Origin of the sequence: Arthrobacter sp. LjRoot14 (assembly GCF_964253905.1) — a bacterium.
GTDB lineage: Bacteria > Actinomycetota > Actinomycetes > Actinomycetales > Micrococcaceae > Arthrobacter.
Window position 1 is genome coordinate 62,907 of sequence record NZ_CAXURL020000001.1, and the last position, 21,622, is coordinate 84,528.

A 21,622-nucleotide genomic window follows, 5' to 3' on the forward strand; every position below is an offset into this window, starting at 1 on the left:
CGGCTGGCACCGCCTGATGCTGCACTGACAGCAGAAGGGGTGCCGGCCGCGGACCCAACCAGCGGAAGAGTATCCCGTGCGTATCAATGATCGCCGCTTCGCCCTGTATCTGATGACCCCCGCGGCCTTGTTCCTGGCAGTTTTTGTCGCCTACCCGCTGTTCCGCCTCATCGCGGACAGCTTCTTCAAAATCTCCCCAATCGTCGGCGGTTCCCGCGACTTCGTCGGCCTGGACAACTACGTGCGGGCCTTCGCTTCCGAGGACTTCATCGGGGCCGGCTGGCGGACCCTCGCCTACACCGTGGTGGTGGTGACCCTCGAGTTCGCCCTTGGCCTGGGCATGGCGCTCCTGTTCACCACCTTGGGCAAGAAGTCCCAGATCTGGAGGACCGTCTTCCTGTACCCGCTGATGATCGCGCCGATCGTCGCCGGGCTGCTGTGGAAGTTCCTGATGATCGACAACTTCGGCCTGATCGGCACCCTCCTTCACCAGGCCGGCATCCTGCAAAACCCCAACCAGATCGGCTGGCTCTCCAACCCGGACATCGTGTTGTTCTCCGTTGCCGTTCCCGATATCTGGCTCACCACGTCCTTCATGTGCCTGGTGCTGTTCGCCGGACTCCAGAACATCCCCGGCGACCTCATTGAGGCTGCCCGCCTCGACGGCGCCAGGGCCCCCGCGCTGCTGTTCCGGATCATCCTGCCGCTGCTCCGGCCGGTCATCGCCGTGGCACTGGTGGTCCGCGGGATCGATGCCGCCAGGGCTTTCGACACCATTCTGATCCAGACCAACGGCGGACCCCAGTCCGCCTCCGAAACCATGAGCCTGCTGATCTACCGGACTATGATCCGATTCGGCGATCCTGGCCTGGCCAGCGCCATGGGAACCATCTACCTGCTGGCGATGCTCGCCGTCGCGTTCTTCGCGGTGACCACCATCTGGCGGCCAGGAAAGGACAACTGATGAGCATCGCCGAGACGCGCCCGACGGGCGGAGGAACCACCGGCGGAAACGCCGCCGGGGAGGTGGCCCACCGTCCCCGGCCCGCCGGCGTCGTGCCTCCCGCACCGAACAACAGCCAGGAGGCTCAGACGACGGCGGCAGGCAACAACCGCCGCCCCCGCCGGCACCACGCCGAAGGCCTCGAGGCTGGAAAGCGCAGTACCCGGATCATTCTCTGGATCCTGCTGGCCGTCGCCATGGTGCTGTACGGATTCCCGTTCCTGTACCTGCTGTTCACATCCTTCAAGACCCCGATCGACACCATCGCCGTTCCGCCCACCATTCTTCCCAGGGAATGGACGCTGGAGAACTACGTGAACGCCTTGGGCCGCAGTGGAGTGCTGGCGTCGTTCATCAACAGCGCGCAGACCGCCATCATCAGCACCCTGCTGTCCCTGATCCTGGCGGTTCCCGCGGCGTATGGGATCACCCGCTACAAGACGCCGAGTGGCCGGGTGTTCATCATGGCCGCACTGGTCACCCGCATGGTGCCGCCTGTAGCCATCGGCATTCCGCTGGCATCGATGATGTCCTCCGTGGGACTTTCGGACACCCCGATTGCGCTCTCCATCGCCCACACCACCATCTCGCTGCCGCTGTCCATCTGGCTGATGTCCAGCTTCTTCGAAGCCGTGCCCAGGGACCTGGAGGAAGCGGCCACTGTGGATGGCTGCAGCAGGCTCGGCGCCCTGTGGCGGGTGGTCATCCCGGTGGTCTCCGGCGGCATCGCGGTCACCGCGATCTTCGCCTTCCTGGCCTCCTGGAACGAGTTCCTCTTCGCCCTCCTCATGACCGCGATCCGCTCCCAGACCACCCCGGTTGTCATCGCGAATTTCCAGACCCAGTTCGGCCTCGACTGGGGATCCATGACGGCACTGGCCGCCGTCTACTCGATCCCGGTCATCCTCCTCACACTTCTCTTGCAGCGCAAGATCGTCGCAGGCATGACGCTCGGCGCCGTCAAGGGCTGAGACACCACAACACAAAGGGAAGAACCTGTGTCAAGCAACAACTACTACGACGTGACCACGTGGCCCGTCGGCAATCCGTCCGAGGACGTCGGTGAAGTCATCAACAGCATCATCGCTGACGTCAAGTGCCGGCAGACGGTCACCAATGCGAACAACGGAGGGAAGCCAGGTGCGGTGATCTACATTCCGCCCGGGGACTACCACCTTCGTACGCAGGTCTTGATCGACATCAGCTTCCTCAGGATCCATGGCGCGGGACACGGGTTTACGTCGTCCAGCATCCGGTACAACGTTCCTGAAGACGAATGGCCCGACCTGCATGAGCTGTGGCCCGGTGGGAGCCGGATTATCGTCGACATTCCCCCCGCCGGAGACGGGGAGGAATCCAAGGGAGCCGCCTTCTACATTGAGCGGAGCGGGAGTCCGCGGATCAGCTCGGTGGAGTTCTCCAATTTCTGCATCGACGGTTTGCACTTCGACCCGGATGGCCCGGGAATGCATCCGGAAAATACCTACGTCAACGGCAAGACCGGTATCTATGTTGCGAACGCGAATGACTCATTCCGCATAACCGGCATGGGGTTCGTCTACCTTGAGAACGCCCTCACCATCTACAACGCGGACGCGCTTTCCATTCACGACAACTTCATCGCTGAATGCGGCAGTTGCATCGAGCTGCGCGGGTGGGGGCAGGCATCAAAGATCACCGACAACCTGGTCGGAGCAGGCTTCAAAGGTCACTCAATCTACGCCGAGAACCACGGCGGGCTCCTGGTAACCGCTAACAACGTCTTCCCCCGTGGCGCGAGCAGCGTCCATTTCGTAGGTGTCACGCGTTCAAGCGTCACCAATAACCGTTTGCATTCGTTCTACCCCGGGATGGTGGTTCTGGCAGCGAACAGTTCAGAAAACCTCGTGGCCACGAACCACTTCCTGCGCGACCATGAGCCCTGGACGCCCTTCCTGGGAGTCGACAACGGACTGGACGACCTCTACGGGCTTCTTTGTGTCAGCGGCAGCAACAACTCTGTCATCGGCAACCACTTCTCCGAGGTCGTCGACTCAGAGAGCATCCGGCCTGCAGGTGCGGCGCCTGTCATCATCCGGCTGGAAGAGGGGGTGGGCAACTTCGTCTCCAACAACCATGTGGTGGCAATGGACGTTCGCTCCAAGTCAAGTGATTCCTGCTTCTCGGCTCAGGTGGACGCTCTGTTGACGACCGGGGCTTCTGACGGCCTCGCCGTTACTGCCGTGATGGTCGATGCCGCATCAGCCCGGAATACGATCCTTGATTCCGGAAGTGACGCCCAAGTTATCGCCGACAGGACTGTTAACGCCTTGAGGGCCACACCCACTGTCGGTTTCCAGGCACCCCATGCACTCGCGGCCCGCACGTAGAATCAGCAACAACATAAGGACGTGGGAGACCAAATGACCAATAGATCAGTCGGTATCAAGGACGTGGCGGCCGCGGCCGGGGTCTCTGTCACGACCGTCTCCCACGTCCTCAATGACGTTGCCTATGCCCGGGTGGGCGCAGAAACGAGGGAACGGGTCCACGAAGCGGCCCAACGGCTGGGGTACGGGCCCAACCGGCTCGCCCAGGCCCTGCGCACTCAGCGCTCCGGGATGATCGGGTTCATCAGCGAGGAAATCGCCACCACCCCGCACGCAGGCAGGATCATCCTCGGGGCCGAGGAAACGGCGCGGGCCCGCGGGTACCGCATCATGATCATCAACTCCACCAGCACCAGCTCCCAGGATTCCAAGGAAAGCCAGGTGGCGGATTTGCTGGACCGGCAGGTGGACGGCATCCTGTACGCCACGATGTATCACCGGAAGCTGGCTGTCCCCAAAAACCTGGCCGGACTGCCGGCAGTCCTGGTGGACTCCGAAGACATCAGCAACACTGTTTCCTCCGTCATCCCCGACGAAGTGGGCGGCGCACGGTCGGCCGTGCAAACCCTGATCGACGCCGGGCACACCCGGATCGGCATGCTCAATAACACCGACGACGTGCCGGCAACTCACTCCCGGCTGACGGCCTTCAAAGACACGCTGGCAGATGCCGGGCTGACGTTCCACGAAGAACTGGTCCAGTCCGAGCATTCGGAGGTGCCCGGCGGCTACGAGGCAGCCCTCCGCCTCTTGAAGCAGAAGGACCGGCCCACGGCCGTGTTCTGCTACAACGACCGCATGGCCATGGGCGCCTACCGGGCCGCCGGCGAACTTGGTCTTAGCATTCCGGACGACATTTCCTTCGTCGGTTTCGACAACCAACAACTTATCGCCGAAAACCTCTACCCCGCCCTGACAACTGTCGCCCTGCCCCACTACGAAATGGGCGCATGGGCAACCGAAAACCTGATCGACGCCATCGAGGGAAAAACTGACCTGCAGCTGTTCGCCGCTCACCCGACTGTCCTGCCCTGTCCCATGGTTCTACGCAAGTCCGTCGCCTCCCCCAAACACAAGGGCACTTCGACCAGAGCAGCACCGGATTCACCTCCACGCGCCAACACCTGACCTCGAGCGCGTCCACTAGCGGACGCGCCCTACTTACTAAGGACCTCGAATGCACAGCTCCCCAGTTCCCCCCTGCCCTGAAACAGACGTCGTCGTCGTCGTCGGAGAGGCGATAATCGACATCATTGACACCGCGGGAGGGCCCGTCGAGTTTCCAGGCGGATCAGGGATGAACGTCGCTTACGGACTCGGTCGCCTGGGCGTCAGCACCGCATTTCTCACCGCACTGGGCAGCGATGAACGCAGCAGGAGCATCCAACGACACCTGGACACAGCGGGAGTACGCCTGCTTCCGGGAGCCGAACACCTCAACCGCACATCCACTGCCAGGGCGCTTCTGGACAGCAACGGTTCCGCAGAATACGAATTCGACTTCGAATGGAACCTGCCCCAAATAAGCCCCACTTTCCTCCCGAAGGTGCTGCACACGGGGTCTCTGGCCGCCTTCATGGAGCCCGGAGCAACCCAGGTCCGGTCCTTGCTGGAGCTCTTCTCCGGCCGCTGCTTGATCACGTACGACCCCAACATCCGCCCCACACTGCTCCACAGCCACGCTGAAGCGCTCAGGACCTTCGAACACACAGTTGCCCTGGCTACCGTTGTGAAGCTCAGTGCGGATGATGCCCAGTGGCTCTACCCGCGCACGCCTCCTCACGACGTCGCGCGGCGGCTGCTTGATCTCGGGACAGAACTGGCAATCATCACGGATGGCGCATCCGGGTCCTATCTGCGGTCGAATGCCGCCGAGATCGAAGTGCCGGCACCACCAGTGGTCGTCAAAGATACCGTCGGCGCAGGTGACTCCTACATGTCCTCGCTTATCGCTGGCCTGATCGAGGACCCCGAGGACGATTTCGGCTACGGCAAACTCACACGCGTGGGAACAGCCGCCTCGCTCGCCGCGGCCATAACGGTTGGACGGCACGGGGCGAACCCGCCGACACGGGCAGAACTGATCCGCTCGCAGGAGCTGGCCCGGACGTCCCGAAAGAGCTCCGATGACTGAAACAACAACGCACCGTGCCGGCCCCGCCGAAGAAACCGCTCCCGACTTCCGGCCGATACTTCACTACACAGCCAAGGACACGTGGCTGAACGACCCCAACGGACTCGTGTGGCACCAGGGCGTCTACCACCTCTTCTACCAAAACAACCCCTTCGGAAACGTCTGGGGCAACATGTCCTGGGGACATGCCACTTCAACCGACCTTGTGCACTGGACCGAACACCCGGTTGCCATCGCCTGCGACGATGAAGAAGACATCTTTTCAGGCAGCATCGTGGTGGACCACGGAAATACGTCGGGATTCGGCACGATGGAAGACCCGGCCCTGGTGGCCATCTACACGAGCGCCTTCAAGGAAGGCTCGGTGCACCAAGGGACACAAGCCCAGTCTCTCGCGTTCTCCACGGACGCCGGCATGACGTGGAACAAATACGCAGGCAATCCGGTGCTTGGCCGCGGCTCGGCCCATTTCCGGGATCCCAAGGTATTCCGCTACGAGGGACCGGCCGGTTCCTGCTGGGTCATGGTGGCGGTGGAGGCCCGGCATCAGCAGGTTGTGCTGTACCGCTCGGCCGACCTCAAGGATTGGGAATACCTGAGCACCTTCGGCCCTGCAAACGCCACAGGAGGCGAATGGGAATGCCCCGACCTGTTCCCGCTCCCCGTCGACGGAGACCCGGACAGCGTCAAGTGGGTCCTCGTGGTCAATATCAACCCGGGTGCCGTGGCCGGCGGCTCCGGAGGGCAGTATTTCGTCGGCGACTTCGATGGGGTGCAGTTCACCGCAGACCCTGATTCACTCGTTCAAGCGGATGCCGACGGGGCCTCGGATCTGAGCCGCTGCCTGTGGCTCGACTGGGGACGTGACTACTACGCCGCCGTCTCCTTCAGCAACGCCCCGAAGAACCGCCGCATCATGATCGGGTGGATGAACAACTGGGACTATGCCAACTACTTGCCCACGTCTCCGTGGCGTTCCGGGATGTCGCTTGCCCGCGAGGTCGAGCTCGCAACGGTGGACGGTGTGCAGCGCCTGGTGCAGCGCCCGGTGCTGCCATTGGACTGCGGCGAGCCGGCCTGCGCCATCCAGGACGTGGAACTTCACGACTCCCTGCTGCAACTGCCCGACGCGATGCCCGGATCAGCCCAGCTGATCGAGGCCGAGATCCTGCCCGGCACGGCCCGGACCGTTGCTTTCAGGCTGCTCGGCGCATCGGGCGGGAACGTCGCAACGCTTCTCAGCTTTGATGCCGTGACGAGCCGGCTCACCCTGGACCGCCGCCACTCAGGAAACACCGCCTTCCACGGAAAGTTCGCATCGGCTGAGTCGGCACCGGTGAAGCTCGACGGCGGCGTGCTAAGGCTCCGCGTAATCGTCGACAAGTGCTCGGTGGAGGTCTTTGCCCAAGGCGGCAGTGTTGTCCTGAGCGATCTGGTCTTCCCGGTGTCCGGAAACCTGGGCACCGAAGTTTCCGTTGAGGGCGGCACGGCGGTTGTGCGGAAACTGGCCGTCACGGCCCTGTCCTGATGACTCCGGACAGCCCGTCCGGCAGGTGAAGGCCTCTGTTCAACAGCCGGGAGGCGGGAGCAGAATGAAGCAACAACATTGGTGGTGATGCCGGTGGCGCTGGTAATCGTGATTGTGTGCACGCTGTTCCTGCTGGTTGCCATCATCCTGGTCATCGTCTGGGGCGGGCGCCCCTTCCGGAGGCCCGCCGACCCTGGTGCCCCGGCTTCCCCCTTACGGCTCTACCTCTGGTGGGCCAACGTGGCAACGGCGGCCGCCCTCGCTTCGGGGATCCTGGTGGCGTGGGCCGGCGGCAGGCTGGCGATGCGCATACTGGCCCTCACCTCGCCGGCATCAGCCCAGGGCCGCCTTACCGAAGCGCAGGCGAACATCGGATTCCCCACGATCGACGGCAGCATTGCCCTGCTGTTCTTCGGGGGACTGCCGGCCGGCTTCGCCGCGGCTTTCATCTACCTGTTCATCCGCCGCTGGCTCCCCGCCGGCCGCTGGGCGGGCCCCGCGCTGGGGGTGTTGCTCCTCCTGGTCTTCGGAGCCTCCGTGGATCCGCTTCGGGCGGAGAACATCGACTTCGCCATCGTGGGGCCGGGCTGGCTTTCCGTGGCGCTCTTTTCCGCGCTGGCCGTCCTGCACGGCGCGGTGGTGGCCGCCGTGGCCGGCGCGTTCAGCCAGCGTCTTCCGCTGCCGTCCGGGCGCGACTGGAAGTACTACCTCCCGCTCGTCGGAGCCATTCTGTTCCTGCCCGTCGGCGTCCTGCTCGGCATCGGTGCGCTGGTTGTCATGCTGTGCTCGTGGCTCGCGCATGTTGGCCGCGCCGGGCGGGAACCTGTGCAAAGGGGTCCGGATCAAGTCCGGTCCGCGCGTGCCCTGCGGCGGGCAATAGCGCTGTCCTGGGGCGGCCGCGCGACTCTGGGCCTGGCTGCAGTCGCGGCCCTGCCCCCGTTCATCACCGCTGTCGCGTCGATTATCTCGCGCTGATCCTGTCCGGCCCTGCAGCGGAAGTTTCGGGAATGGCCGGTGGCGTGCCGGCGTCGATCGCTGCAGTGAGCGCAGCCAGCACCTCGTCCTGGGCTCCGCCGGCGTCGATGCGGACGAATCCGGGGAACTCGGGAAGGGCGCGGTAGCCCTCGCTAAGGGCCGTCAGTTCCTCGAGGGTTTCGGTGTCCGTGCCGCGCAGGAGGATGCGTTCCAGGGCCTGCTCCGGAGCGACGTCGAAGTGGATCACCAGGTCCGGTTCGGGAAGGCGGCGCAGTAGCCAGCGGAGCAACCGGCCGGGCGGGAGGCCCCGGACGCTGCGCAGCGCCAGCTGGCAATAAAGGTGCCGGTCCATGACCACCAGACCGGAAAAGTTGCGGGCGCGGGCGTGGGACACCAGGACGTTGACCGTCCGGATGACGCTCTCCAGTGCGTCCGCAAGGCGGGGGTTGAGGGGAATTCCGGAGCGCTTCGACCACTGCGACATGTTGCGGCGGCCGGCATGGTTGCGTAGCAGCAGGGCCTTGCCACCGGCCAGGCGGGCGGCTTCCACGGCTGCGCGGGCGGCGGTGGTCTTTCCGGCACCGTCAATTCCGGTGAGGACGATTAGCAGGGGGTGGCTCATTTCGTTTGGAGGCGGGCAGTTCGTGCGGCGGAGGTGCTCCGGCAGTTGATCGGGTGTTGCTCGTTTAACGCGAGGCTGGCCCTGATCGTCCCCCGCGGAATTTGTTTTCTGTTTGCCTCTCCGATTTCATGTGCCGTTAATGGCGGCGTCCTAGCGTGGTTCCTCAGGCACCATCCGCTAGAAGGGATCCATCATGGCCGATATAGCTGCTGTGCTGGGACGGCTCTCCCCGGACGAGCTCGACGAGCTCCGGGAGATTGGTCCCCAGGGCCACCTCACCAGGCGACTTGTTGATGCCCTGGACAGGGCGGCCGGCGGGTCGGGTGCGGGCCGTGGCTATTACGTGCCCACGGGAAGCGTGAGTGCAACGGGCGGACCCCACCTCGTGCTGCGCAGCGACGTCTCCGCGTGGCTGTTCGGCGGGGGACCGCAGATTCCGCACGGGAACCAAACGGGAGAAGCGAGCGACGGGCCCGCACGGCAGGAATCCGACTGGTCGGAACTGCGTCCCGGCGACAAGGTGGCGGTTGTGCGGGGGAAACGCGTCACGGCGTCGGGAATTGTTGATGCCATGACCGAAGACGCATCCACGGTGTGGGTCATTTTCGAAGGCGTTGCGCCCCGGCGAATGTTCCATCGAGGCGACCCGGACGACCTTCGTCCCGTGCGCTGACCTCCCGAAGGAATCAGCGGCTTACTCGGTCTTGGCGCGGGCTTTCTTCGCGTCCTTCTTGGCCGCTTCATCCTTGACGCGCTGCGCTTCGGCGCGGACTGCGGCGTGCGTGGAGCGCTCGGCGACCAGCCATGCCGGGGGAGCCTGCAGCAGCGCGGTGATTTCCGCCGTCGTAAGTGCTTCTTCGACACCGCCGCGGGCCAGGCCGCTGATGGAAACGTTCAGCTTCTGCGCCACCACCGGGCGGGGGTGCGGGCCGTTGCGGCGGAGTTCCGCCAGCCACTCCGGCGGGTTGGCCTGGAGCTCGGCGAAATCGGCGCGGCTGATGACCGAATCCTGGAACTCCTGGGGTGTTGCGGGCAGGTAGATACCAAGCTTCTTGGCAACGGTGGCCGGCTTCATGGACTGGGAGTTTGCAGAGGTCATGGTTCAAGGGTATCCGGCGGCAGGCCCTTCAGGGCACCAGCAGGGCTCTCCTGCAGCTCTGGCGGTACTGTGAACGTGTGTCCGCTGAAGAAGAATTCCCGCAAGTACCCGCGCCCGCTGAACCGGAAGGGCGCGTGCTGCGCTTCGCCTACGTTGCCGGAGTAACGCCGGGGAAATGGATCAGGCGCTGGGAAGAGCGGATGGCGGATGTTCCGTTGCATTCGTTCATGTCCGACGACGGCGCTCAGCTTTCAGTGCTCCGTGACGGTTCCGCCGACCTCAGTTTCGTCCGCCTGCCGGTGGAGCGCGAGGGCCTGAACGTGATTCCCCTGTATGAGGAGCAGCCCGTGGTGGTTGCTCCCAAGGGGCACGAGATTTCGGTCTTCGAAGAGGTGGCGCTGGCGGATCTTTCCGCGGAGACCTTCCTGGATGTGGCTGAGCTCGGCGGCCCGGAAGCCGCTTTGCAGGTGGTTGCCTCCGGTGCCGGGCTCGTGATCCTGCCGATGTCCGTTGCCCGCCACTTCAACGTCAAGGACACGGTGGCGCGGAAGCTTACCGGCGCACCCACCACGCAGATCGCCCTCGCCTGGCCCACTGAGGCCACGCGTGACGCGATGGCCGGGGCCGGAGAACCGGCCATGGATGAAGTGATCGAGGAGTTCATCGGGATTGTCCGCGGACGGACCGCCCAGAGCTCCCGCCAGCCGTCGGCGAAGGTGGAGCCGCCCAAGAAGGAACCGAAACCGGACCGGAGGGGAACCGGCGTCAAGAAGCCCAAGGTTGCGCAGCGCTACGCTCCCAATCCGGACAAGGGCCGCGGCAAGGGATCACGCAAGAAGGGCAAGCGCTAAGGCTCAGGCGGTGCAGGCGTCCTTGAGCGCTTTAACGGATTCCGCCGGAACCTGGTCGCCCGACTCGGCGATCTGGCGCAACGGAGTGGTGATCTCGGAGGGTACGCCGGCGGTCTCGGCGCCGGCCACGAGGCCGCCCAGCAGTTCCTTGTCCTTAACGCTGACAAGCCCGTCCTCCACGAGGGCGCACACCTGTCCCTTGACCTGGTCGGCGGCTGCGGTGGCAACCTGCGAGGCGCCGTCGTTCACAGCCTTTTCGGCTGCGTCCTGGACCTGCCCGCAACCGGTCAGTACAACGATGAGGGCGGTAACGGACAGGGCGGCGAGGCTGGATTTCATGCCTCCAGCGTAACAAGCAGGCCCGTGGGAGTGGTGCCAGGAGTTTTTGTCCAGATAATGGCCGCAAAACCGCGAGTTGCGCACATTATCTGGACAAAAACTCCTGCCCGCGGCCATCGTGACTTATGTGAAGTGACCCTGTTGCGGGCCGCCCCGGCAGCGGATAAGGTGTGAGCCGTGTCACCGGCAGGTGACGCATGCTTTTGATCTGCGGCGGGAGAGTCCTGCCGGTACGTTCAGCAGGCGCCGTAGGAGCAAATCCTCCCCAGGAATCTCTCAGGCCCACGTACCGCCGCGGCGAGGCAACTCTGGAAAGTAGTCCGGTCCCCGGGCTCACCGACGGTGCAAGCGGCACGCTGTAAAAGCGGGTCCGCGGAAACTCTCAGGTCACATACAGAGCGGGGAGGAACCCGAATCAACGTGGCGCCCTGCGTCACCTGAATTATGGAGTTCCTCTCGTGACGATTCAGCCGTCCTCTTACACCTTTGCATGCCCCCGCATCTGCCTGCCCTTCCGCCTCAGCGGGGGTCCACAGCCCGCTCCGCAGCGCCTGGGCAGCTAAGGAAACCCCGGCCATGGCTGTTGGTGTCTTTGATCTTTTTTCCATCGGGATTGGGCCTTCGAGTTCGCATACGGTGGGTCCGATGCGGGCTGCCGCGGTGTTCGCCGGGGAGCTTCGGGCTTCCGGGGACCTTGAGAAGGTGGCCGGGTTGCGGGTGGATTTGTATGGTTCCCTTGCTGCGACGGGGCATGGTCACGGGACTATGACGGCGGTCCTGCTGGGGTTGGAGGGGTACCACCCGGAGAAGATCCTCCCGGCTGAGGTGGAGGAGCGACTCGCGGCGATCGCGGAGACCGGGACCCTGGAGCTGGCCGGTGCGGTTTCGCTGCCGTACGGGGTGAAGGACATGGTGCTGCGGCCGTTGACGATCCTGCCGCGGCATACGAACGGGATGACGTTCACGGTCACGGATGCTGCCGGGGAGGTCCTGCATGCGGCGACGTTCTTTTCTGTGGGCGGCGGGTTTATTGTCCGTGAGGGCGAGGAGGGCGCGGCGCAGCTGGAGCTGGAGGAGTCGAAGAAGGAGCTGCCGCTGCCGTTCCGGACCGCGGCGGAGCTGCTGGGCCGGTGCCAGTCCAAGGGCTTGTCCATCGGGGAGGTCATGTTCGTCAATGAACGCGCTTCCCGGTCCGAGGCGGAGATCCGTGAGGGGTTGCTGCACATTTATTCCGTGATGGAGGAGTGTGTGGCGGTGTCCTTGAAGCGTGAGGGGTTGCTGCCCGGGGGGTTGAAGGTCCGCCGTCGGGCCCCGGACTGGCATGAGCGTTTGGTGAAGGAGAACCGGGGCCAGGACCCGGAGTACCGGGATCCGAAGTACTGGCAGGAGTGGGTGAACCTGATCGCGCTGGCGGTGAACGAGGAGAACGCCTCCGGTGGGCGGGTGGTTACGGCGCCGACGAACGGGGCGGCCGGGATCATCCCGGCGGTGCTGTATTACGCGTTGCATTTCGCGCCGGGCATGGACAAGGCGACGCAGGCGGACCGCGAGGACGTGGTGGTGAAGTTCCTGCTCGCTGCCGGTGCGGTGGGGGTGCTCTATAAGGAGCAGGCCTCGATCTCGGGGGCGGAGGTGGGTTGTCAGGGCGAGGTGGGTTCGGCGTCCTCGATGGCCGCCGCGGGCCTGGCCGAGGTGATGGGCGGGACGCCGGCGCAGGTGGAGAACGCCGCGGAGATCGCGATGGAGCACAACCTGGGGCTGACGTGTGATCCGATCGGCGGGCTGGTGCAGATCCCGTGCATCGAGCGGAACGCGATCGCGGCCGCGAAGGCGATCAACGCCGCGAAGATGGCGCTCTGGGGCGACGGCACGCACCGGGTGTCCCTGGACGAGGTGATCGTGACCATGCGCGAAACGGGCAGGGACATGTCCTCCAAGTACAAGGAAACCGCCATGGGCGGCCTCGCCGTCAACGTCGTCGAATGCTGACCCGAGCACCTGCTCCAGCACCAAAAAATTGGCCGGCCAACCGGCGCCCGCACAACGGAAAGAGAACTATGACACTGGCACCAGAAGGCCGGAAGATGCTGCGTATTGAGCAGCGCAATGCGGCTACTCCGGTGGAGCGTAAGCCGGAGTGGATCAAAGCCAAGGTCCAGATGGGCCCGGAGTTCGTCCAGCTCAAGAACCTGGTGAAGAAGGAAGGCCTGCACACCGTCTGTGAGGAGGCCGGCTGCCCGAACATCTTCGAGTGCTGGGAAGACAAGGAAGCCACCTTCCTGATCGGCGGCTCCGAGTGCACCCGGCGCTGTGATTTCTGCCAGATCGATACCGGCAAGCCCTCCCCGGTGGACATGTTCGAACCCACCAAGGTGGCCCGCTCGGTCCAGGCCATGCAGCTGCGCTACGCCACCGTGACCGGCGTGGCCCGGGACGACCTCGCCGACGAGGGCGTCTGGCTCTACGCCGAAACCGTCCGGAAGATCCACGAACTAAACCCGGGCACCGGCGTCGAACTCCTGATCCCGGACTTCTCCGGCAAACCCGAACACATCGCAGCGATCTGCGACTCCAAGCCCGAGGTCTTCGCGCACAACGTCGAAACCGTGCCGCGGATCTTCAAGCGCATCCGCCCCGCCTTCCGGTACGAGCGGTCCCTGGACGTCATCACGCAGGGCCGGAACCTGGGCATGGTCACCAAGTCCAACCTGATCCTGGGCATGGGCGAGACCCGCGAGGAAATCTCCGAAGCCCTCCGGGACCTGCACGACGCCGGCTGCGACCTGATCACCATCACCCAGTACCTGCGCCCCTCCGAACGGCACCTGCCGGTGGACCGCTGGGTCAAACCGCAGGAATTCGTCGACCTCGCCACCGAGGCCGAGGAAATCGGCTTCCTCGGCGTCATGTCCGGGCCCCTGGTCCGCTCCTCCTACCGTGCCGGCCGCCTGTGGGCCACCGCGATGCGCAAGAAGGGCTGGGAAATCCCGGACGAACTCGCGCACATCGAGTCCTCCGGCAGCACCCGCCAGGAAGCCAGCTCCCTCATCGCAGCACACTCCTGAGAACCATTTGATAGCCAGAGAGGACCAATGATGTTCCCCACCAGGACCGAAATCATCCCTTCAGAGGGAATCGTTGACCGGGTCCGGGCGCACGTGCCCGTGACCACGACGCTCACCGTCACGTGCCTGCCCCACCACGGCATCGAGCGGACCATGCGTGCCGCCGTGCAGCTGAGCGTGCTCGGCTACTCCGTCATTCCGCACCTCGCCGCGCGGAGCGTGCATGACCGCGCAGAGCTCACCGGAATCCTCCGCGACTGCAACGTGGCCGGCATCCGGGAAGTGTTCGTGATCGGCGGAGACCGGAAGCAGCAGGCCGGCCAGTACGGGTCCGCCCTTCCGCTGCTGGAAGACATCGCGCAGTACTCCGGCGGCATGATGCGGGTGGGCGTTGCCGGTTACCCGGAGGGCCATCCGGGGGTTGGCCCGGTGGACCTGCTGGACGCCCTGCTGGCCAAGGAGCACCTGGCCTCGCATGTCGTCACGCAAATGTGCTTCTCCGAGCCGAAGATCCTCGATTACGCTGCACTCCTGCGCCGCGAAGGGGTGCAGCTGCCCGTCTGGGCCGGCGTGGCGGGGTCCGTCCCTCGGACCAAGCTGGTCGCCCTGGCGGCGCAGATCGGCGTCGGAAGTTCGCTGACGTTCCTCAGCCGTAAAGGGCCGCTGGCGCGCAAGCTCCTCAGCGGTGACCGCTATTCGCCGCAAACCCTGGTGGCCGGGCTGGAACGCGAGCCGGGGAACATTGCCGGCATCCATCTGTACAGCTTCAACAACCTTGAGCCGGTTCCCGGCGAGCCGGATCAGGCGTCAACCTCAGCAGCACTCCAGTCCGCTTTGATCCGAGGAGCAGCACGTGACAACTAAGACCCTGACCGCCCGCCAGGAGCCGCATCTGGAGCGGCAGCTCAGCAACCGGCACATCCAGCTGATCGCTATTGGCGGCGCCATCGGCACAGGCCTCTTCATGGGCTCCGGAAAAACCATTTCAGCAGCCGGCCCGTCCGTCATCTTCGTCTACATGATCATCGGTTTCATGCTGTTCTTCGTGATGCGGGCCATGGGCGAGCTCTTGCTGTCCAACCTGAACTACAAGTCCTTCAGCGACTTCGCGGCGGACCTGCTGGGCCCCTGGGCCGGTTTCTTCACCGGCTGGACCTACTGGTTCTGCTGGGTGATCACCGGAATCGCGGACGTCATCGCCATCGCCAGCTACTCGAAGGAACTCTGGCCGGGGCTCCCGCTGTGGATCCCGGGCCTGGCCACCGTGGCCATCCTCCTGCTCCTGAACCTCACCACGGTGAAGGCGTTCGGCGAGACCGAGTTCTGGTTCGCGCTGATCAAGATCATCGCCATTGCGGCGCTGATCCTGGTGGGTCTGTTCATGATTTTCAGCGGATTCAAGTCCGACGCCGGCCCGGCCACCTTCTCGAACCTGTGGAGCCACGGCGGCTTCTTCCCGAACGAATTCATGGGTTTTGTGGCCGGCTTCCAGATCGCAGTGTTCGCCTTTGTGGGCATTGAGCTGGTGGGCACCACGGCCGCGGAGGCCAAGGACCCGGAGAAGAACCTGCCCAAGGCCATCAACTCCATCCCCATCCGGGTGCTGCTCTTCTACGTGGGCGCGCTCATCATCCTGATGTCCGTCACGCCCTGGACCCAGTTCCAGGCCGGCCACAGCCCGTTCATCGCCATGTTCTCGCTGGCCGGACTGGGTGCCGCTGCCACCGTAGTGAACCTGGTGGTGCTCAGCTCGGCCATGTCCTCGGCCAACTCCGGCATATATTCCACTTCGCGCATGGTTTACGGCCTGGCCCAGGAGGGTGACGCACCGTCTGTTTTCGGCGCCCTGTCCCGTCGCAAGGTCCCGCAGAACGCGCTGTTCCTCTCCTGCGTCCTGCTCCTCTCCGGCGTGGTCCTGATGTACGCGGGCCAGGACATCGGCAAGGCCTTCGACATGGTGACCACCGTCTCCGCCGTCTGCTTCGTTTTTGTCTGGTCCATCATCCTGGCCAGCTACATTGCCTTCCACAGGCGCCGCCCGCAGCTGCACGAGGCGTCCACGTACCGGATGCCCGGCGGCGTCCCCATGGTGTGGGTGGTCTTCGCCTTCTTCGCCTTCGTCCTGTGGGCCCTGACCACGCAGCCGGACACGCTGCTGGCGCTCCTGGTGACGCCGGTGTGGTTCATCCTGCTCGGCGCCGCCTGGCTGGTGCTCCGCCGCCGTCCCGCGCACCTGGCCCGCTACGCCACGTTCCAGGCTGAACTCAGCCAGGACATGGAGCCCGAATCCGCCGGGCGGGAACTGGGGGCGGTGAAGAACTGAGCACTGTGGAGCCGTTGAACAGCATGACGTCGGACTCGTCGGCTGCCTCGGGGGAATAACAGGGGCCCCGATGCGACTTGTTCTCTTTGGGGCGCCGACCACCGGCTGCCTCGTGAGAGGACCTCTTTTGCCTACTGCCTTTGTCCCGTTCACCGTCCGTGCCACTGTCCGCGAGGACCACAGGCGCTCTTTCCGCACAGACATCGAGCGGCTCACCTCCAGCCATCGTGGCTGGGCGCCGCTGGACATGGTCAAGTCCACGGATACGCAGGCCTTCCTGCGGGGAGCGGTGCCGAATAGCGTGCACACCGCCACCGATTCGAGCCTGGCCCGTTACCTCCAGGACCGCCTGGTGGCCGACAGCGACATCCACCTGGATCTCGCTGTCAGCATCGAGCGGTAACAGGCGCCTGAGCCCCGGACCATCAGGTCCGGGGCTTTTTGGCACCAAAAATTGAACAACGGGAAGATGGTGTAAGTTGCTCCCGGCTGAACAAAATACCGGAAGGGAGAACGCACTAGTCCATGCTCCGACTGAAACGCCTTGCCGTCTTCTGCCTTTTCGCGACCTGCGTCATCACCGGGCTTTTGTTCTGGGTGCTCCGCCCGTCCGGCCCTGCAGCGTTTTGGAGCCAGTCGGCGCCGCCGCAAGCAGGGGCGAAACTTGCGACGCTGCAAGGTTTCAGCGCCCGCGCCGTAGACATTACTGACAGCACGATAGACGCGGAGTGGCTCGGACGGACCGCGGCGCAGACCAACATTCCTGCGCGGGCACTGCAGGCCTACGCGGCTGCTGCAGAGCTCGCCAACACCGCTACGCCCGGGTGCCGGATCGGGTGGAATACCGTGGCCGCCATCGGTTTCGTGGAGTCCGCACACGGGAGCCACGGAGGCGGCAGCTTGTCCAGCACCGGGCAGGTGAGCGGACCAATCATCGGGCCCAGCCTCGACGGCGGCAATTTCGCCGCAATCCCGGACACGGACGACGGTGTGCTCGACGGCGATGCCCGCTGGGACCGCGCCGTCGGACCCATGCAGTTCATTCCCTCCACCTGGGAACAGGCAGGGCGGGACGGAAACGGCGACGGTGTCGCCGATCCGCTCAACATCGACGATGCCGCCCTCAGCGCCGCCACGTACCTGTGCGGGGCCGGCGGTGACCTCACCACCGCCCGGGGGTGGACCGGGGCGGTGCTCTCCTACAACCAGTCCGATTCCTACGTTCGCCAGGTGCGCGACCAGGCAAACGCATATGCGAAACAGTCGGGGTCTGCCGGGTAGGTCCGGAATAGTGGCCGGAAAGTATCCGTTGAGCCCTTCATGAAGGCAATTACTTACAGCGAATACGGAAGTCCGGACGTCCTTGAGTTGACGGAGCAGCCGCTACCCAAGGTCGGGCCGGGGATGGTCCTGGTCAAAGTCAAGGCGGCGGCGGTGAATCCGGTCGACTGGAAGATCATGGCCGGCTACTTGGACCCGGCCATGGATCTGCAGTTTCCGGCCATTCCCGGATGGGACGTGGCCGGCGTCGTCGAGTCGGTCGGTATTGACGCCCCACATTTCCGGCCCGGCGATGAAGTCATATCCTATGGCCGTAAAGACTACGTCCACGGCGGTAGTTTCGCTGAGTACATCGCGTTGCCGGAACGGCTCCTGGCCCGCAAGCCCGCATCCCTGACCTGGAACGAAGCCGCAGGACTTCCGTTGGCGGGCCTGACGGCATATCAGGTCCTCAACCGCCTGGACCTCAAGGCGGGGGAGACCGTGTTGATCCATGGCGGCGCAGGCGGCGTCGGGTCCCTGGGTATCCAGATCGCCGCGGCGCGGGGTGCCAAGGTGATTGCGACCGCATCAGAAAAGAACCACGACTTCATCCGGTCGCTCGGTGCCGAGCCCGTCAGCTACGGCGAAGGACTCGCGGAACGGGTCCGCGCCCTGCGCCCTGAAGGCGTCGACGTCGTCGCGGACTTCGTGGGCGGCAACCTTGAATCCACGCTGGCAGTCCTGGCTGATGGAGCCAGGCACGCCTCCATCGCGGACAGCGAGGTCGAGCAGCATGGCGGTACCTGGATGTGGGTAAATCCCGTAGGCGCCGAGCTGCAGGAACTCGCCGACCTGGTCGATGAGCGCAAGCTCCGGGTTGAAGTGGCACAAACCTTCCCGTTGGCGCAGTCGGCAGATGCCTTCCGCCTCAACATGGAAGGGCACACCCGCGGCAAGATCGTGATTTCAGTCGACGACGCGTCGTAATTCGGAGGGGCGGCCGGATTCCGGCCGCCCCTTTCGTCGTTGGGCCGTAGGCTGGGGCCCAGCGGGTGAATGACCGGGAGGTTGGAATGTCCGAGACGACAGTTGCCGAGTTGAAAGCCGAACTGGCCGAGCTCGAAGACCCAAGGATGCGCTCAGTCAACGAGAAGCACGGCGATGATCACGGCGTGAACCTCTCCAGGCTGCGCGCCATCGCCAAGCGGCTGAGGACCCAGCAGGCCCTTGCCCGCGAGCTGTGGGCGACGGAAGACACCGCGGCCCGGCTGCTCGGGTTGTTGATCTGCCGGCCCAAGGAGTTCGAACGCGGGGAACTGGATGCCATGCTGCGCCAGTCGCGGGCGCCCAAGGTGCAGGACTGGCTGGTGAACTACGTGGTCAAGCGGAGCCCGCACGCCGAGGAACTGCGCGTTGCCTGGACTGCGGATTCAGACCCGGTGGTGGCCGGCGCCGCCTGGGCGCTGACCAGCGAGCGGGTCGCGAAGAACCCTGAGGGGCTCGACCTGCCGGGCCTCCTCGACACCATCGAGGCGCAGATGAAGGAGGCACCCGACCGACTGCAATGGGCGATGAACACCTGCCTGGCGCAGATCGGGATCCACCATGCCGCGTACCGTGCCCGGGCGATCGAGATCGGCGAACGGCTCGAGGTGCTCAAGGACTACCCGACGCCGCCGAACTGCACGTCCCCGTTCGCACCGGCCTGGATCAACGAGATCGTGCGCCGGCAGAGCGCGGGCTGATTCCCGGAATCCGGCGGGACAGAAGCCGGGAGCCGCGTGGACGGGACGATGAGTACCCGCCCACGCGGGGTGCTCAGGGGAAGTTCGCCACGTAGCTGGGTACTCCGACGGCATCCGTCGATACCGGTGCGCCGGTGTCGTTGACGACGTGGTCCAGGGTGCCGGCGCCGAGGTTGACGGTCAGGAGGCCGTGGAGCTTTACTCCGGGCGTGACCGGGACTTCAAAGCCCCGGGTGGCGTGGATGGTGGGGTCGACGTTGTTGTAGACGTAGCTTCCACCGCCCCAGAGCTCGTGGGTCTTGACCGAATCGGCGATCTTGTAACCGGCCCAGCCCAGGACCCCGTCATGCTGCCAGGCGGCCTGATTCGGGGCGTCGTAGGGCAGCTCGTTCTGGAAGAAGATGGTCTTGCCGTTCTCGCCGTTCCAGATGACGTTGTACTCCTGGTAGTGCTCCACGAACAGGCCGGTGGCCGTGACGTTGTCACCGTTGATGATGACGCCGTTCTCACCGGTGTTGGTGGTCCATCCAACGCCCTTTCCGTGGTCCGCGCGCCAGGCCCAGATGTGGTCCAGGAGCACGTTGTCGCTGTTGACCTCCAGGCTGAGCGAGGCCTTCCCTACGTGCGGTCCGCCGATGCGGAAGAAGACGTCGTGGAGCGTGGTGGGGTTGGCCGGGTCGCTGTGGTTCAGTGAGTTGGAGGGTCCGCCGGCGTCGGAGTCCCGGGCCTTGCCGATCCGCATCAGGGTCGGAGAGTTCACTTCGCCGGCATCGATGGTGACGGCGGCAATGTCGACGCCGGGAACGTCCGCGACGGTCAGCGGCACGGCGCCGTTGACGGCGGTGAGGGTGGCCATGCCGAGTCCAAGGACCACGGTGTTGGCACGCTTGACTTCGATGCTCTGGTCGACGTCATAGATGCCCGGGGTCAGCAGCAGGTTCTTGCCGCGCGCCAGCTGGGAGTTGATGGTCTTGACCGAGTCGGCGGGGCTGGCGACGTAGAAGTCGGACAACGGGATGCTGTGGCCGGCCGTGGGGCCGTTCTCCCAGGTGGTTCCTGCGGAGTCCGTGCGGACCGCCGGAACGAAAACGCTGTACTGGCCGTCGGCGTCGAGGGTGAGGTAGGGCTTCTCACGGCTGATCGGGGTGCCGGCCAAGGTGGTGTACGGCGGATTGGGGAAGGACTGCGCCGGGGCTCCGTCCACACCGGAGAAGACCTGGTTCCAGACTCCGTTGGACCAGTCGCCGATGCTGCTGTCACGTACGAAGTACTGCTGCTGTGAGCCGTTGATGACGGCGCCGGTCTTCGAATCTGAGATGAAGCCGCCGCTGGCGTACTGCGGCCCGGCAGTGCAGTAGTCCATCAGGGACAGGTTGCCGCCGGTGATGTTGACCCGGCGCATCGGGGAAGCCTGCGAGGCGGCCCAGAAGTTGGCCGAACTCCGGCAGCCCTCGAGGCCCGTGACGTTGATGGTGAGGTTGGACAAGGACCGCCAGAAGTTGTTCAGGGCGATGCAGTTATCCGCTGTCAGGCATCGGTTGTACACGTCAACATGCCCGTTGATGGTGACATCCGTGGGAGCGGCGCCCAGGCCTGCGACCTCGGTGGAGTAGCCAACCTGGACGATCAGCGGCTCCTCGGCGCTGCCGTAGGTGCCGGGCTTGAACAGCAGGGAGTACCGGTTGGTACCCATTTCGTCGTCGACCTGGGTGGCCGCAATGGCGTCCACCTCGGCCTGGATCTCGGCCACGGGCATGCTGGGGTCGAAGATCCGGACGTTGGGACCGAGCTCAGGCGCCGTCTTCGCTTTCGCGGGCTGCGGCTGTCCCGGGGCCAGCTTCGCCGGTGCGGCGGCCTCGGCCGCCGTTGCGGGACCGGCACCGGTGGCCAGCGCGCCCAGCAGAACGGCGACGCTGCCGGCGAAGAGTCGGCTGTGGAGACGCAACGGCCTCCGGAGGCGGGGCTGCGGCGCCCCTGGCCGGAGGCGGAAGTGGGCTAGCGGCATTGTTGGTCCTGCTCTCTGTTGGGGCGGATTTCCCTTCGGCTGAACACGGGGCTGCCGGGGAACTGGAGCCCTGCTCCCGGTGACCTCGGAGGTGTGGGAGCGCTCCCGCCGGGAAGCGTAACACCGCATCCGGCGCCGGGCAAGGGTTCGAAATGGGCAGCGATGCCGTTGTTGACAACTCGGCGTGATGTAGGACACCATGCTTGTGGGAGCGCTCCCATGATCGATCTGGGAGCGCTCTCATGTACCGATCCGGGGCGGCCGGCCCCTTGTTCTTCCGGTCCCCACACCCTGACAAAGG

General features: G+C 64.9%; 21 protein-coding genes and 1 riboswitch. Of the genes, 17 read left to right on the forward strand and 4 right to left on the reverse strand.

The genetic code is table 11. The features are described from left to right. The first annotated feature begins 76 nt into the window (after positions 1 to 76). The 7 genes from ACSQ12_RS00320 (at position 77) to ACSQ12_RS00350 (ending at position 8,009) form a co-directional block, all read left to right on the forward strand. Positions 77 to 964: a carbohydrate ABC transporter permease gene (locus ACSQ12_RS00320; protein WP_436063877.1), complete on the forward strand. Its 888-nt coding sequence runs from the start codon at positions 77 to 79 to the stop codon at positions 962 to 964. Next, positions 964 to 1,974 carry a carbohydrate ABC transporter permease gene (locus tag ACSQ12_RS00325; RefSeq protein ID WP_436063878.1) on the forward strand — a complete coding sequence of 337 codons (1,011 nt, stop codon included), beginning with the start codon at positions 964 to 966 and terminating at the stop codon, positions 1,972 to 1,974. Before ACSQ12_RS00320 ends, ACSQ12_RS00325 begins: the two co-directional genes overlap by 1 nt. 27 nt (positions 1,975 to 2,001) lie before the next feature. Beyond that, positions 2,002 to 3,372, forward strand: coding sequence for a right-handed parallel beta-helix repeat-containing protein (locus tag ACSQ12_RS00330; RefSeq protein WP_436063879.1), 1,371 nt, complete (start codon positions 2,002 to 2,004; stop codon positions 3,370 to 3,372). 33 nt (positions 3,373 to 3,405) lie between these two features. After that, entirely contained in the window at positions 3,406 to 4,500 is a 1,095-nt protein-coding gene (locus ACSQ12_RS00335) for a LacI family DNA-binding transcriptional regulator (protein WP_436063880.1), read from the forward strand. A gap of 49 nt (positions 4,501 to 4,549) precedes the next feature. Further along, on the forward strand, positions 4,550 to 5,506 hold the full coding sequence (locus ACSQ12_RS00340) for a carbohydrate kinase family protein (protein ID WP_436063881.1): 957 nt from the start codon (positions 4,550 to 4,552) through the stop codon (positions 5,504 to 5,506). Then, positions 5,499 to 7,034: a glycoside hydrolase family 32 protein gene (locus ACSQ12_RS00345; RefSeq protein WP_436063882.1), complete on the forward strand. Its 1,536-nt coding sequence runs from the start codon at positions 5,499 to 5,501 to the stop codon at positions 7,032 to 7,034. Before ACSQ12_RS00340 ends, ACSQ12_RS00345 begins: the two co-directional genes overlap by 8 nt. A gap of 78 nt (positions 7,035 to 7,112) precedes the next feature. Continuing rightward, positions 7,113 to 8,009 carry a hypothetical protein gene (locus ACSQ12_RS00350; RefSeq protein ID WP_436063883.1) on the forward strand — a complete coding sequence of 299 codons (897 nt, stop codon included), beginning with the start codon at positions 7,113 to 7,115 and terminating at the stop codon, positions 8,007 to 8,009. On the opposite strand, the gene ACSQ12_RS00355 is transcribed toward ACSQ12_RS00350, so the two are convergent. Beyond that, positions 7,996 to 8,631, reverse strand: coding sequence for a dTMP kinase (locus ACSQ12_RS00355; RefSeq protein WP_436063884.1), 636 nt, complete (start codon positions 8,629 to 8,631; stop codon positions 7,996 to 7,998). The genes ACSQ12_RS00350 and ACSQ12_RS00355 overlap by 14 nt on opposite strands. Positions 8,632 to 8,824: 193 nt before the next feature. Here ACSQ12_RS00355 and ACSQ12_RS00360 point away from each other — a divergent pair, with 193 nt between their 5' ends. Further along, complete coding sequence (locus ACSQ12_RS00360) at positions 8,825 to 9,304, forward strand: hypothetical protein (RefSeq protein WP_436063885.1); 480 nt, start codon at positions 8,825 to 8,827, stop codon at positions 9,302 to 9,304. 21 nt (positions 9,305 to 9,325) lie between these two features. Here the strand turns inward: ACSQ12_RS00360 and ACSQ12_RS00365 are convergent, their stop codons facing one another. Further along, on the reverse strand, positions 9,326 to 9,730 hold the full coding sequence (locus tag ACSQ12_RS00365) for a DUF5997 family protein (RefSeq protein ID WP_436063886.1): 405 nt from the start codon (positions 9,728 to 9,730) through the stop codon (positions 9,326 to 9,328). Between the two features lie 77 nt (positions 9,731 to 9,807). Between ACSQ12_RS00365 and ACSQ12_RS00370 the strand changes: the two genes are divergently transcribed. After that, positions 9,808 to 10,581 (forward strand): LysR family transcriptional regulator substrate-binding protein, encoded by a 774-nt coding sequence (locus ACSQ12_RS00370; RefSeq protein WP_436066894.1) that lies wholly within the window; start codon positions 9,808 to 9,810, stop codon positions 10,579 to 10,581. 3 nt (positions 10,582 to 10,584) lie between these two features. Here the strand turns inward: ACSQ12_RS00370 and ACSQ12_RS00375 are convergent, their stop codons facing one another. Beyond that, positions 10,585 to 10,920: a hypothetical protein gene (locus tag ACSQ12_RS00375; protein ID WP_209741767.1), complete on the reverse strand. Its 336-nt coding sequence runs from the start codon at positions 10,918 to 10,920 to the stop codon at positions 10,585 to 10,587. A 204-nt stretch (positions 10,921 to 11,124) separates the two neighbouring features. Next, positions 11,125 to 11,222, forward strand: a riboswitch (glycine riboswitch). 274 nt (positions 11,223 to 11,496) lie between these two features. Between ACSQ12_RS00375 and ACSQ12_RS00380 the strand changes: the two genes are divergently transcribed. From ACSQ12_RS00380 to ACSQ12_RS00415, 8 genes are all read left to right on the forward strand, one after another. After that, positions 11,497 to 12,909: an L-serine ammonia-lyase gene (locus ACSQ12_RS00380; RefSeq protein ID WP_436063887.1), complete on the forward strand. Its 1,413-nt coding sequence runs from the start codon at positions 11,497 to 11,499 to the stop codon at positions 12,907 to 12,909. Positions 12,910 to 12,977: 68 nt separating this feature from the next. Beyond that, on the forward strand, positions 12,978 to 13,985 hold the full coding sequence (gene lipA, locus ACSQ12_RS00385; RefSeq protein ID WP_436063888.1) for a lipoyl synthase: 1,008 nt from the start codon (positions 12,978 to 12,980) through the stop codon (positions 13,983 to 13,985). A gap of 27 nt (positions 13,986 to 14,012) precedes the next feature. Further along, positions 14,013 to 14,849: a methylenetetrahydrofolate reductase gene (locus tag ACSQ12_RS00390; protein ID WP_436063889.1), complete on the forward strand. Its 837-nt coding sequence runs from the start codon at positions 14,013 to 14,015 to the stop codon at positions 14,847 to 14,849. Further along, the gene (gene cycA, locus ACSQ12_RS00395) at positions 14,839 to 16,308 is read left to right on the forward strand and encodes a D-serine/D-alanine/glycine transporter (RefSeq protein ID WP_436063890.1); all 1,470 of its coding nucleotides are present in this window, start codon (positions 14,839 to 14,841) and stop codon (positions 16,306 to 16,308) included. The genes ACSQ12_RS00390 and cycA overlap by 11 nt, the downstream gene beginning before the upstream one ends. Positions 16,309 to 16,435: 127 nt before the next feature. Continuing rightward, entirely contained in the window at positions 16,436 to 16,711 is a 276-nt protein-coding gene (locus ACSQ12_RS00400) for a hypothetical protein (RefSeq protein WP_436063891.1), read from the forward strand. 122 nt (positions 16,712 to 16,833) lie between these two features. Next, on the forward strand, positions 16,834 to 17,589 hold the full coding sequence (locus tag ACSQ12_RS00405) for a lytic transglycosylase domain-containing protein (protein ID WP_436063892.1): 756 nt from the start codon (positions 16,834 to 16,836) through the stop codon (positions 17,587 to 17,589). A 39-nt stretch (positions 17,590 to 17,628) separates the two neighbouring features. Beyond that, on the forward strand, positions 17,629 to 18,558 hold the full coding sequence (locus ACSQ12_RS00410) for an NADP-dependent oxidoreductase (protein WP_436063893.1): 930 nt from the start codon (positions 17,629 to 17,631) through the stop codon (positions 18,556 to 18,558). A gap of 86 nt (positions 18,559 to 18,644) precedes the next feature. Then, positions 18,645 to 19,316 carry a DNA alkylation repair protein gene (locus tag ACSQ12_RS00415; protein WP_436063894.1) on the forward strand — a complete coding sequence of 224 codons (672 nt, stop codon included), beginning with the start codon at positions 18,645 to 18,647 and terminating at the stop codon, positions 19,314 to 19,316. 73 nt (positions 19,317 to 19,389) lie between these two features. Here the strand turns inward: ACSQ12_RS00415 and ACSQ12_RS00420 are convergent, their stop codons facing one another. Next, positions 19,390 to 21,321, reverse strand: coding sequence for an adenylyl cyclase (locus tag ACSQ12_RS00420; RefSeq protein WP_436063895.1), 1,932 nt, complete (start codon positions 21,319 to 21,321; stop codon positions 19,390 to 19,392). Positions 21,322 to 21,622 lie beyond the last annotated feature (301 nt).

Coding starts and splice junctions, on each gene's coding strand:
- ACSQ12_RS00325 (WP_436063878.1), top strand. CDS start 964: ATGAGCATCGCCGAGACGCGCCCGACGGGCGGAGGAACCACCGGCGGA.
- ACSQ12_RS00335 (WP_436063880.1), top strand. CDS start 3,406: ATGACCAATAGATCAGTCGGTATCAAGGACGTGGCGGCCGCGGCCGGG.
- ACSQ12_RS00340 (WP_436063881.1), top strand. CDS start 4,550: ATGCACAGCTCCCCAGTTCCCCCCTGCCCTGAAACAGACGTCGTCGTC.
- ACSQ12_RS00345 (WP_436063882.1), top strand. CDS start 5,499: ATGACTGAAACAACAACGCACCGTGCCGGCCCCGCCGAAGAAACCGCT.
- ACSQ12_RS00355 (WP_436063884.1), bottom strand. CDS start 8,631: ATGAGCCACCCCCTGCTAATCGTCCTCACCGGAATTGACGGTGCCGGA.
- ACSQ12_RS00360 (WP_436063885.1), top strand. CDS start 8,825: ATGGCCGATATAGCTGCTGTGCTGGGACGGCTCTCCCCGGACGAGCTC.
- ACSQ12_RS00365 (WP_436063886.1), bottom strand. CDS start 9,730: ATGACCTCTGCAAACTCCCAGTCCATGAAGCCGGCCACCGTTGCCAAG.
- ACSQ12_RS00375 (WP_209741767.1), bottom strand. CDS start 10,920: ATGAAATCCAGCCTCGCCGCCCTGTCCGTTACCGCCCTCATCGTTGTA.
- ACSQ12_RS00380 (WP_436063887.1), top strand. CDS start 11,497: ATGGCTGTTGGTGTCTTTGATCTTTTTTCCATCGGGATTGGGCCTTCG.
- lipA (WP_436063888.1), top strand. CDS start 12,978: ATGACACTGGCACCAGAAGGCCGGAAGATGCTGCGTATTGAGCAGCGC.
- ACSQ12_RS00390 (WP_436063889.1), top strand. CDS start 14,013: ATGATGTTCCCCACCAGGACCGAAATCATCCCTTCAGAGGGAATCGTT.
- ACSQ12_RS00405 (WP_436063892.1), top strand. CDS start 16,834: ATGCTCCGACTGAAACGCCTTGCCGTCTTCTGCCTTTTCGCGACCTGC.
- ACSQ12_RS00410 (WP_436063893.1), top strand. CDS start 17,629: ATGAAGGCAATTACTTACAGCGAATACGGAAGTCCGGACGTCCTTGAG.
- ACSQ12_RS00415 (WP_436063894.1), top strand. CDS start 18,645: ATGTCCGAGACGACAGTTGCCGAGTTGAAAGCCGAACTGGCCGAGCTC.
- ACSQ12_RS00420 (WP_436063895.1), bottom strand. CDS start 21,321: ATGCCGCTAGCCCACTTCCGCCTCCGGCCAGGGGCGCCGCAGCCCCGC.